Source organism: Perspicuibacillus lycopersici (assembly GCF_025660475.1).
In the GTDB taxonomy this organism is placed as follows: domain Bacteria; phylum Bacillota; class Bacilli; order Bacillales; family Caldibacillaceae; genus Perspicuibacillus; species Perspicuibacillus lycopersici.
Genome location: NZ_JAOUSF010000002.1, coordinates 626,489 through 638,600, shown reverse-complemented (window position 1 = coordinate 638,600; position 12,112 = coordinate 626,489). Strand labels below are relative to the sequence as shown.

General features: G+C 37.7%; 10 protein-coding genes. 9 read left to right on the top strand and 1 reads right to left on the bottom strand.

The features are described 5' to 3' along the window. Positions 1 to 88: 88 nt before the first annotated feature. The 7 genes from OEV98_RS07150 (at position 89) to OEV98_RS07120 (ending at position 9,801) form a co-directional block, all read left to right on the top strand. Positions 89 to 1,219, top strand: a complete 1,131-nt coding sequence (locus tag OEV98_RS07150) for an acyl-CoA dehydrogenase (protein ID WP_263072541.1) — start codon at positions 89 to 91, stop codon at positions 1,217 to 1,219. Between the two features lie 95 nt (positions 1,220 to 1,314). After that, positions 1,315 to 2,448 (top strand): acyl-CoA dehydrogenase, encoded by a 1,134-nt coding sequence (locus OEV98_RS07145; protein WP_263072540.1) that lies wholly within the window; start codon positions 1,315 to 1,317, stop codon positions 2,446 to 2,448. A 47-nt stretch (positions 2,449 to 2,495) separates the two neighbouring features. Further along, entirely contained in the window at positions 2,496 to 3,143 is a 648-nt protein-coding gene (locus OEV98_RS07140) for a TetR/AcrR family transcriptional regulator (protein WP_263072539.1), read from the top strand. A 118-nt stretch (positions 3,144 to 3,261) separates the two neighbouring features. Beyond that, a complete protein-coding gene (icmF, locus tag OEV98_RS07135; RefSeq protein WP_263072538.1) occupies positions 3,262 to 6,531 on the top strand; it encodes a fused isobutyryl-CoA mutase/GTPase IcmF in 3,270 nt (1,089 codons plus the stop codon). Between the two features lie 384 nt (positions 6,532 to 6,915). Beyond that, positions 6,916 to 7,065 carry a hypothetical protein gene (locus tag OEV98_RS07130; RefSeq protein ID WP_263072537.1) on the top strand — a complete coding sequence of 50 codons (150 nt, stop codon included), beginning with the start codon at positions 6,916 to 6,918 and terminating at the stop codon, positions 7,063 to 7,065. A gap of 261 nt (positions 7,066 to 7,326) precedes the next feature. Then, complete coding sequence (rpoE, locus tag OEV98_RS07125; RefSeq protein WP_263072536.1) at positions 7,327 to 7,911, top strand: DNA-directed RNA polymerase subunit delta; 585 nt, start codon at positions 7,327 to 7,329, stop codon at positions 7,909 to 7,911. Between the two features lie 285 nt (positions 7,912 to 8,196). Continuing rightward, positions 8,197 to 9,801 carry a CTP synthase gene (locus OEV98_RS07120; protein WP_263072535.1) on the top strand — a complete coding sequence of 535 codons (1,605 nt, stop codon included), beginning with the start codon at positions 8,197 to 8,199 and terminating at the stop codon, positions 9,799 to 9,801. Positions 9,802 to 9,858: 57 nt separating this feature from the next. Here OEV98_RS07120 and OEV98_RS07115 read toward each other — a convergent pair whose 3' ends face one another. Continuing rightward, entirely contained in the window at positions 9,859 to 10,380 is a 522-nt protein-coding gene (locus OEV98_RS07115; protein WP_263072534.1) for a DUF2529 domain-containing protein, read from the bottom strand. Positions 10,381 to 10,548: 168 nt separating this feature from the next. On the opposite strand from OEV98_RS07115, the gene OEV98_RS07110 reads away from it, so the two are divergent. After that, complete coding sequence (locus OEV98_RS07110) at positions 10,549 to 10,923, top strand: response regulator (RefSeq protein WP_263072723.1); 375 nt, start codon at positions 10,549 to 10,551, stop codon at positions 10,921 to 10,923. Between the two features lie 204 nt (positions 10,924 to 11,127). Beyond that, positions 11,128 to 11,982, top strand: a complete 855-nt coding sequence (locus OEV98_RS07105; RefSeq protein ID WP_263072533.1) for a class II fructose-bisphosphate aldolase — start codon at positions 11,128 to 11,130, stop codon at positions 11,980 to 11,982. Positions 11,983 to 12,112 lie beyond the last annotated feature (130 nt).

Below are 12,112 nucleotides of genomic sequence, written 5' to 3'. Positions count from 1 at the left end.
AATGGAATTATCAAAATGGATTCATACGTAACTCCGCATAAATGGGGATACGAATCCCGTTCTTTACAAAAGGAGGTTTCCAAACGGAATGGATCATTTATTTACAGAAGAACAAATCATGGTCCGTGAGATGGTGAGAGACTTTGCGACAAAGGAAATAACACCTGTTATTCCAGAGATGGAAGCTGGTAAATTCCCAAGCGCATTATTAAACAAAATGGGCAAGCTTGGTCTGATGGGAATGCCAATTCCAACTAAATACGGCGGCTCAGAGATGGATTTTACCTCCTATATTCTCGCAATCCATGAGATTTCCAAAGTTAGTGCTGCACTTGGTGTTATTTTATCCGTTCATACGTCTGTAGGAAGCTATCCGATTTTAGCTTTTGGGACAGAAAAACAAAAGCAGGACCTGCTACCAAAGCTGGCAACCGGTGAATACCTTGGGGCATTTTGCCTCACCGAGGCAAATGCAGGATCAGATGCTGCCTCGCTCCAAACAAAGGCAAGAAAGGATGGCGAAGAATATATACTGAATGGAAGCAAAATGTTTATAACAAATGGGGGAGAGGCGGATATTTATATTGTTTTTGCCTCTACAAATACATCGCTTGGAAAAAATGGGATAACGGCCTTTATCGTGAAAAGGGATCAACCTGGATTCATGTTCGGTAAAGATGAGAAAAAAATGGGTTTGCACGGTTCAAGAACGGTACAACTAACCTTCGAAAATATGAGAGTTGCAGAAAGCATGCGTCTTGGCGAGGAAGGGCAAGGCTTTCGTATTGCAATGGCAAATTTAAATACAGGGAGAATTGGAATTGCGGCACAGGCATTAGGAATTGCCGAAGGATGCTATGAAAAAGCATTGCAATATGCCAAAGTTCGTAGGCAATTTGGAAAACCAATTATAGCCAATCAGGCAATTAGTTTTAAGCTAGCAGATATGGCGACCAAAATTGAGGCGAGTAAACTATTAGTCTATCAAGCAGCGTTTCTAAAAAATCAAGGCATGGCATGTGGAAAGGAGGCATCGATAGCAAAATTATTTGCTTCAAGAACAGCAGTTGAAACAACAACCGAAGCAATTCAAATTTTTGGCGGATATGGATATATAAAGGATTATGATATCGAGCGTTACTTCCGTGATGCGAAAATAACCGAAATTTATGAAGGAACCTCAGAAATACAAAAAATAGTGATTAGTAAACATCTATAACAGCACATGAATAGCCACTAATTATCTCTACAACTACCAATGCTCCCGTAGATAAACAGAGAAAACTAATAATTTGATTAATGGAGGAAATAGAAATGAATTTTAAACTATCAGAAGAACATGAAATGATTCGGAAAATGGTTCGCGATTTCGCAAAGAATGAAGTAGCACCTACGGCAGCTGTCAGAGATGAGGAGGAACGCTTTGATCGGGAAATCTTTAATAAAATGGCAGAACTTGGATTAACTGGAATTCCATGGCCAGAGCAGTATGGTGGGATTGGAAGTGATTTTCTGGCATATGCAATTGCAGTGGAGGAGCTATCTCGCGTCTGCGCATCTACGGGTGTTACGCTATCTGCGCACACGTCTTTAGCTGGGTGGCCATTATATACATTTGGTTCTGAGGAACAAAAACAAAAATATTTAAAGCCAATGGCACTGGGGGAAAAAATTGGTGCTTATGGATTAACAGAGCCTAACTCCGGATCCGATGCAGGAGGGATGAAAACAACGGCAAGAAGAGAAGGGGATTATTACGTAATCAACGGGTCAAAAATTTTCATTACAAATGGCGGAGTAGCGGATATTTATGTTGTATTTGCTTTAACAGATCCAGAATCTAAACAAAAGGGGACGAGTGCATTTATCGTGGAGAGTACTTTCCCAGGGTTTAAGGTTGGAAAGAAAGAAAAGAAACTAGGCATTCGCTCCTCACCAACAACAGAAATTATTTTTGAGGAATGTAGGGTACCGAAAGAAAACCTCCTTGGGGAAGAAGGGCAAGGCTTTAAAATTGCGATGATGACATTAGACGGTGGCAGAAACGGGATTGCAGCCCAGGCTGTAGGAATTGCCCAAGGTGCATTAGATGCTGCGGTTGCCTATGCTAAGGAACGGAAGCAATTCGGCAAGCCAATCATCGCGAATCAAGGAATCTCGTTTAAATTAGCCGATATGGCAACCAATATTGAAGCGGCAAGACTATTAACCTACCAAGCAGCATGGCTCGAATCTAATGGACTGCCGTACGGTAAAGCATCAGCGATGGCAAAATTATTTGCGGGGGATACGGCCATGAGTGTGACAACAGAGGCTGTTCAAGTATTCGGTGGCTACGGCTATACGACGGAATATCCAGTGGAGCGATTTATGCGGGATGCAAAAATTACCCAAATTTATGAGGGAACACAGGAAATTCAACGACTAGTTATCTCACGAATGCTGTAATGGTAAGATGTCTTACAAAGATAGCTGTAGGAGAAAGGGATGATTTCTTGGTTGAGAAGCAAAAGGTGCACGCCTCTGTTAAAGATGAGCAGCTAATAAAGATTCGTAGAGGACAAATGATCAAAGGTGCGATTTCTCTTTTTAAAGAAAAGGGGTTTCACCGGACTACGACAAGAGAAATTGCCAAGGCTTCTGGTTTTAGCATTGGAACCTTGTATGAATATATCCGATCCAAGGAAGATATTCTTTATTTAGTTTGTGACCAAATATATGACGAGGTTCAGGAAAAAATTCTAAACGTACTAGAATTAGATGAAGTCAATCCGGAAACAGTGGAAAGTGGAATTGCTGCTTATTTTCAAATTATCGATGATATGCAGGATGAAGTACTTGTTATGTATCAAGAAGCAAAATCGCTTTCTAAGGAAGCGTTACCATATGTTTTGAAAAAAGAACTGCAAATGGTATCGATGTTTGAGCAATTGATTAGGCAATATACGAAAAGTAGTGGAATTAGCTTACCAAATATACAGGTGCAATTATTGGCACATAATATTTTTGTGCAAGGACAAATGTGGGGCTTTCGCCGATGGGCACTGCAGAAATTGTACACATTGGAGGAATATACAAAGCTACAAACAGAACTGTTTTTTCATGGAATTCACCAGCTAACAGTAACAGATGTGAACCGTTAAGTGAAGCTAGACAACTATTTTTACAACTAGCATTCTAGACATTAATAAAATGAGCGTAGATTCGAAGGGGAAGCAATGCAAGTAGGAGAAAATTTTTTCAAGCAAAGGGGAAGATAGTGTGGAAACGGTAATCTATAAGCCAAAGTATCCAGTCCGTTTTGTTACAGCATCCAGTTTATTTGATGGGCATGATGCTTCGATTAATATTATGCGAAGAATTCTTCAATCGAGCGGAGCGGAGGTTATTCATTTAGGACATAACCGATCTGTAGAGGAAATTGTCAATGCCGCAATCCAAGAGGATGTACAAGGAATTGCAATTTCTTCTTATCAAGGTGGTCATGTGGAATTTTTTAAATACATGTATGACCTCCTGCAAGAAAAGGGAGCTGGCCATATAAAAATATTTGGTGGCGGCGGTGGAGTCATCATTCCAAAGGAAATAAGGGAGCTACATGAGTACGGTATTGCTAGAATTTTTTCGCCGGATGATGGAAGAACGCTTGGTTTACAAGGGATGATTAATGTTATGCTAGAGCAATGTGATTTTTCGACAGTTACCGAGGACCTAGAAAACAAGCTTCCAGCGCTTGCTGAAGGAGAGGTAGTTGCTGTCGCAAAGTTTATTACACTAGCAGAGCATATGGTGTCGGATAAAATGGTTTCAGAAACTGCGACATCTGTGGAGTCGATTTTCCAAAAGGTAAAAGAAAACCAAACAACCGTACCAGTGATAGGGATTACAGGTACTGGTGGGGCAGGGAAAAGCTCATTAACCGATGAGCTTATTCGCCGGTTTCTCAATGAAATACGAGAGATAAAGATTGCTATTTTATCTGTTGATCCAACGAAGCAAAAAACCGGTGGGGCACTTTTAGGTGATCGGATTCGAATGAATGCGATTTTCCATCCACGTGTATACATGCGTAGTCTTGCAACAAGAAGCTCGCGGAGTGAACTGTCGTTAGCGATTAAAGATGCATTATCCGTTCTAAAGGCAGCTGGCTTTGATTTGATCATTGTTGAAACAAGTGGAATCGGTCAAGGGGATGCGGAGATTCGCGAGATTAGTGATGTAGCGTTATATGTGATGACAAGTGAATATGGTGCACCGTCGCAATTAGAGAAAATTGATATGATTGATTATGCTGATTTAATTGTTATTAATAAATTCGAACGAAAAGGCTCCGAGGATGCAAAGCGGCAAGTGCAAAAGCAATATCAACGTAGTCACGGGCTATTCCATCTAGACTATGAAAGGATGCCGGTATATGGAACGATTGCAAGTCAGTTTAATGATGCAGGAACAAATGCATTATTTGCTGCATTAATCGCGAAAATAAATGAAAAAACGACGAAAAATTGGTCCACGTCTTATTCGATAGAAGAAAAAGTTGAAAAGCAAAACATCATTATTCCAAATAGCCGAAGATATTATTTGCGCGAAATTGTCGATACCATACGAAACTATCACCAACAGGCATCAGAGCAAGTAGCATATGCACGTCAATTGTTTCAAGTAGAGGGTGCAATTGAGATTGCGAAGAACAAGATAACGGACAAAGCGATCCTTTCCACTTTAGAGGAAATGAAGGAGGAAATTGCGACACACCTATCAGAGCGAACAAAGCAAATATTGACACAATGGCCATCGTTAAAAGCGCAATATGCAAAGGATCAGCTCGTGACTAAAATTCGGGATAAGGAAATTATCACAGAGCTAAAAACAACGAGTTTATCGGGATTAAAAATTCCAAAGGTTATTTTACCGAAATATGAGGACTATGGAGAGATTTTGCGGTGGGTGTATAAAGAAAATGTACCAGGCTCCTTTCCGTTTACAGCCGGTGTCTTTCCATTTAAACGCCAAGGGGAAGATCCAAAACGGCAATTTGCAGGAGAAGGAACACCTGAGCGCACCAATCGCCGTTTTCATTATTTATCAAAGGATGATGCTGCAAAGCGGTTAAGCACTGCCTTTGATTCGGTAACATTATATGGAGAAGATCCTGCATATCGTCCGGATATTTATGGAAAAGTCGGTGAAAGCGGTGTAAATATTTGTACATTAGATGATATGAAAAAATTGTATCGAGGCTTTGATTTATGTCACCCATCGACATCAGTCTCGATGACGATTAATGGACCAGCGCCAATTATTTTAGCGATGTTCATGAATACTGCAATAGCCCAGCAGGTGGAGAAAAAGGAGGAAGAGCTTAAGCGCTCGGTAACGAAAGAAGAATACGAACAAATAAAAGCATTTACGTTATCGACTGTTCGCGGAACGGTACAGGCAGATATATTAAAGGAAGATCAAGGACAAAATACGTGCGTTTTTTCTACTGAATTTGCTTTACGGATGATGGGAGATATTCAGCAATATTTTATTGATCACAATGTCCGAAATTATTATTCTGTATCGATTTCTGGGTATCATATTGCAGAGGCGGGGGCAAATCCAATTACCCAGCTCGCCTTCACATTAGCGAATGGTTTTACCTATGTGGAGTATTATTTGAGCCGAGGAATGAAAATCGATGACTTTGCACCAAATTTATCCTTCTTTTTCTCAAATGGCTTAGATCCAGAATATAGTGTCATCGGCCGAGTAGCGAGAAGAATTTGGGCGATTGTAATGAAGGAAAAATATCGAGCAAATGAACGTAGTCAAAAGCTTAAATATCATACCCAAACCTCTGGTCGCTCATTACATGCCCAGGAAATCGACTTTAACGATATTCGCACGACATTACAGGCATTGATGGCTTTATACGATAATTGTAATTCCTTGCATACAAACGCATATGATGAAGCAATCACAACGCCAACAGAAGGCTCGGTTCGTCGGGCGATGGCGATTCAAATGATTATTACGAAAGAATACGGACTTTCGAAAAATGAGAATCCATTACAAGGTTCCTTCATTATTGAAGAGCTAACAGATTTAGTGGAGGAAGCGGTATTACAGGAGTTTGAACGATTAAATGACCGTGGTGGTGTACTTGGCGCAATGGAAAGCCAATATCAACGTGGAAAAATTCAGGATGAGTCCATGTATTATGAAATGAAAAAGCATACAGGGGAGCTTCCAATCATTGGCGTAAATACGTATCTAAATCCATATCCGCCGAAGGAAGAGGAGCTCAATAATATGGAGCTAGCACGTGCGACAAAGGAGGAGAAGGAAACCCAAATCAAAAATTTACAAGATTTCCAAGCGCGTCATTATGAAAAAGTAGAGGAAGCTTTAACAAGGCTAAAACAGACTGCGGTAGAAAATGGTAATATCTTTGCAGAGTTAATGGAAACGGTAAAAGTAGCCAGTCTCGGACAAATAACCCAAGCATTATATCAAGTTGGTGGCCAATACAGACGCAATGTTTAATTAGGCTTTTTTCTATAAGAGGGTTGTTCCTTCATGAGATAAGTTTATTAAACGAAACGCAGAACAGAATGAATACACAAAGAGTTCACTAAAAGCGAAGGTATTAATCTTTCAACGTACGAACTGACCCACAAGGGAATTTTTGAACAGTCTTGTGGAGTCAGTTTCTTTTATCTAGAAGAAAACATTCCAATAATGGAAAAAAACTAGGGAAAAACACGGCAAATGTTCTATAATAAAGGGTATACAATTTATTTCCATATTTTATCGAGAGAAATTCATAAATTATTTTTCTTTCTTAATATATAATTATTGTATATATACTAATTGTTTTATATATTTACTATGGTAGACCATTGTTAAAGATCAGGAAGTGAATGCCTCTTGAAAATATTAATTTTCATTATCATCATTTTAATTGTTTTAGCCATCGTTTCATTTTTTTATAATCTTCAACTTGGTGCCATCCCATTTTTACTACTCTCGATATTTTTTATGTATCGTGCATGGAAAGCATGGAAAAGAACCGATTGATTCCGATTTTTTCTCGGAAAAGCTTGAAATTCGTGTAAGTAAATGGTTTAAATAATAGGAAGGAATAATTTACTCCCTTATCGAATAAAAGAAATGGGATAAACCCTTCGCAAGCACTAGCATAAACTAAAAAGTTTTGTTTATAATGAATAATATCGCTAAAGAATGGCAAAAAATGTTTTTTAGTTGCAATCATTTAATCCAATTGTACATAGTGGTATGATTGATTTGCTCTTGTAAAGATAGAAAGGACGTGCAAAGGTGAGTTTGGATCAATTAACTAAAGAAGATTTGCAAGAAATGTCACTTATTGAAGTTGCATATGAATTATTAGAAGAGAAAAAGCAACCTATATCTTTCACAGATATGATTGATCAAATTTCGAAGCTAATGGATTTATCAAATGAAGAAGTAAAAGCGCGAATCACGCAATTTTATACCGATTTAAACATAGATGGTCGTTTTATGAATATTGGTGGCAATACTTGGGGAATTAAAGGCTGGTATCCGATGGATCAGATCGAAGACGATATTGTACCAATTGTTAAAGTGAAGAAGAAGAAAGCGAAAGCTCTTCAAGACTTAGACGATTTTGATGATATTGACGATATCGAGGAAGAGGATGAAGTATTAGAATTCGATGATTTAGACGAGTTCGATGATACTGAGGACGATGAAGATGAATTCCTTGACGATGATGACGATGATTTAGATGATGACGACGATTTTGATGACGATGAACTTATTGATGAAGATTTATTAATCGAGGATGACGATGATTTTGATGACGACGATGTCGATAGCCTAGATGAATATGATGAAGATGACGAGGAAGAGGAAGAATAATCCTTCCTTGACATTTCCGATTTAAGCTTGTATTATCTTATTTGGGCTCAATAAATAGCGATTAACAATGAATGAAAAAAATAAATCAGCTCCCTTACATTGTAAGTGGAGCTTTTTTGTTTTTTTTATTTTTTTTATTTTATGATAGCTGAATAATATCCGAGTATCAGCCTGAGTAAAACACGAAATGTTTATTTTTCTATTGTTAATAGAAAATAAAAGCATGAAAACTATTTATATTTTTAGCAAACACTGATGGTAAGTAATTATGAGGAGGAGACATTAATGACCAAATATATTTTTGTAACGGGTGGAGTTGTTTCTTCACTTGGAAAAGGTATTGTTGCTGCATCCCTAGGCAGACTTTTAAAAAACCGTGGGTTAAAAGTAATGATTCAAAAATTTGACCCCTATATCAACGTAGACCCAGGGACAATGAGTCCTTATCAGCATGGGGAAGTTTTTGTAACGGATGATGGCGCAGAAACCGATTTAGACTTAGGGCATTACGAACGTTTTATTGACATTAATGTAAATAAATATTCTAATGTGACAACAGGGAAAATTTATTCATCTGTATTGAAAAAAGAACGTCGTGGGGATTACTTAGGTGCTACTGTACAGGTTATTCCACATATTACAAATGAAATTAAAGACCGTGTATTCCGCGCAGGAAAAGAGACGAATGCCGATGTCGTCATTACTGAAATCGGTGGTACTGTTGGTGATATTGAATCCTTGCCGTTTTTAGAAGCCATTCGTCAGCTGAAAAGCGATTTAGGCGGATCAAATGTGATGTATATCCACTGTACACTCGTGCCATATATTAAGGCTGCAGGGGAAATGAAAACAAAACCAACACAGCATAGTGTGAAAGAGCTACGCAGCTTAGGAATTCAACCAAATGTAATTGTCGTTCGTACGGAAATGCCAATTTCCCAAGATATGAAAGATAAAATTGCGTTATTCTGTGATATTGATAAAGAAGCAGTAATCGAATCAAGAGATGCAGATACATTATATGCTATCCCACTTGCTATGCAGGCTCAGGGATTAGATGAAATAGTTTGTAACCATTTGAAGATTGTATCTCATGAACCAGATATGACTGAATGGGTAAATTTAGTAGATAGAGTAAGAAATCTGAAGAAACAAGTGAAAATTGCATTAGTAGGAAAATATGTTGAATTACAGGATGCCTATATTTCGGTAGTAGAATCATTAAAGCATGCAGGATACCGTTATGACGCTGATATTGCGATTGACTGGATCAATGCAGAAAATGTAAATGAAGCAAATGTGCGGGATTTACTTGAAGATGCAGATGGTATTCTTGTTCCAGGTGGATTTGGTGACCGTGGGATTGAAGGAAAAATTACTGCAACGAAATTTGCTCGGGAAAATAAAATTCCGTTCCTTGGCATTTGCCTTGGTATGCAATTAGCATCGATTGAATTTGCCCGTAATGTACTCGGACTAAAAGATGCACATACTGCAGAAATTAATCCGGATACAGAGCATCCAATTATTGACCTGTTACCAGAACAAAAGGATGTAGAGGATCTTGGTGGGACATTACGTTTAGGCTTGTATCCTTGTAAAATCGTTGGAGAAACAAAAGCATTTGCAGCTTATGAGGACGAGCTAATTTACGAACGTCATCGTCATCGTTATGAATTTAATAATGCATACCGAGAATTAATGGAGCAAAAAGGATTCGTATTTTCTGGTGTTAGTCCAGATGGCCGCTTAGTGGAAATCATTGAAATTAAAGATCATCCATGGTTTGTGGCATCACAATTCCATCCAGAATTTAAATCAAGACCAACTAATCCACATCCGTTATTCAGAGATTTCGTAAAAGCATCATTGGATAATAAAGAAAATTAATAAACAAGAAAAAGCAATCGGAATTCCCGATTGCTTTTTCCTTTTCATAGACAATAATTACTCCTCTAACATTTCTTCCAGTAAAAGCTTTACGTTATGATATACATATAACGCAGCGATTAAATGGGGAAATCCTGTGCGATCACCTGTGTCGGTAGGTACAAGTCCTTTATCCATATATAAAGGGATAAATATATCTGCCAATTCTTCTAATGGATTGTCATCCTTTCCGATTATCGAACTCACAGCAACGAATGGGATGTGCATTTCATATAACGTATTTGCAACCGTAACAACGGTTTCTTCATTAGTGAATCGCGAAAAAATGAAAACACGATCAGCACTTGTTAAGGTGGGAAGTAAATCAACCGTCAATTTTTTTACATTATGTAGCGGTTCTTGTCCATTCATTGACTCGGATAAAATGCCTGCCATTTCTTGTTCAGCGTAAATATAAATATCACCATCCCCAACGAGTGCTTGGGCGAGTAAACGAGCACCATCTTCAAGTGCATATTCCTGTTCACTTTCAATTTTTTTCAAGCGGCCGATTAATTGGGTTGTAAAAATTTTTAGCAAATAACTCCCTCCTTCTAAAGCACATTTTAACAAAGAGTTTTAGTCGAAAAAAAGGAAAATTTATGAAAAATAAAAGGAAAAAGCTAAACACTGTCGAATAATCAAATATAGATACTAACAATACAATCAGAAATCTAACGGTTACATACAGCATTAGAAAGGGGAATGATTATGGCGGAGAAAATTTTAATTGTGGATGATCAGTTTGGTATTCGTATATTACTGAACGAAGTTTTTCAAAAGGAAGGTTATCGTACATTCCAAGCAGCAAATGGTAAACAAGCGTTAGAAATTGTAAAGATGTACTCGCCGGATATTGTGTTATTAGATATTAAAATTCCGGGAATGGATGGTATTGAAATATTGAAACGGTTAAAGAAAATAAATACAGAGATAAAAGTTATTATTATGACAGCATACGGAGAATTAGATATGATTTCCGAAGCGATGGAATTAGGTGCATTAACATATTTTGCTAAGCCTTTTGATATTACGGAATTACGTGAAACGGTAAGAACCCATATGCCATTAAAATCTTCTTGAAATGAAAGGAAACGAATACATAAGAAATCCTAATCGTATATTTGCTATTTCTGTCAAACCTTTAATGGAAAAATGTACGTGAATTTGGTATCATACTATAGTAGGATATAAAATACCATTTCCTTTATTATTTATACATATAACATTACATAATGGAAAAATATAAATAAGGCAATGGCAAATTCGAATTAGGAGGAACAAACAATGCCTTTAGTATCAATGACTGAAATGCTGAAAAAAGCAAAAGCAGAAGGCTACGCTGTAGGTCAATTCAACACAAATAACTTAGAGTTTACTCAAGCGATTCTACAAGCAGCTGAAGAAACAAAATCACCAGTAATTATCGGTGTTTCTTCCGGCGCTGGAAAATATATGGGCGGTTTCAAAACTGTAGTTGCTATTGTTAAAGCGCTAATGGAAGAATATAAAACAACAGTTCCTGTTGCAATTCATTTAGATCATGGCTCTAGCTTTGAAATGTGTGCACAAGCAATTCAAGCTGGTTTCACATCTGTAATGATTGATGCTTCACATCATCCATTTGAAGAAAATGTTGCAATCACTTCTAAAGTTGTAGAACTTGCACATATTCATGGTGTATCTGTTGAAGCTGAACTTGGAACAGTTGGTGGACAAGAAGATGATGTTAGCGGAAGCATTATTTATGCAGATGCACAAGAATGTTTAGAATTAGTGAAACGTACTGGTATCGATGCACTTGCTCCAGCACTTGGTTCTGTACATGGACCTTACAAAGGTGAACCAAACCTAGGATTTAAAGAAATGGAAGAAATTGGTAACCTAACAGGTATGCCATTAGTTCTTCACGGTGGAACTGGTATCCCAACAAAAGATATCCAAAAATCTATTTCTTTAGGTACAGCAAAAATCAACGTGAATACAGAAAACCAAATCTCTTCTGCAAAAGTAGTTCGCGAAGTATTAGCTGCTAAACCTAATGAATATGATCCAAGAAAATACTTAGGACCAGCTAGAGAAGCAATTAAAGAAACAGTTATCGGTAAAATGAAAGAATTCGGTTCTGTAGGTAAAGCATAATTTCCTTTTAGGAATTCATTTATAAGCAGGATAGATAATCAAGGCCGCCTTCCGAAAAGAGGGCGGTCTTCATTAGGGGCATTAGTGTCTGAATTTTTTAAATATATTAATTGTGATAATAAAGGGGGAT

Bases quoted from the DNA above. Each gene is read 5' to 3' on its own strand.
- OEV98_RS07150 (WP_263072541.1), top strand. From the start codon at position 89: ATGGATCATTTATTTACAGAAGAACAAATCATGGTCCGTGAGATGGTG.
- OEV98_RS07120 (WP_263072535.1), top strand. From the start codon at position 8,197: ATGACCAAATATATTTTTGTAACGGGTGGAGTTGTTTCTTCACTTGGA.
- OEV98_RS07145 (WP_263072540.1), top strand. From the start codon at position 1,315: ATGAATTTTAAACTATCAGAAGAACATGAAATGATTCGGAAAATGGTT.
- OEV98_RS07105 (WP_263072533.1), top strand. From the start codon at position 11,128: ATGCCTTTAGTATCAATGACTGAAATGCTGAAAAAAGCAAAAGCAGAA.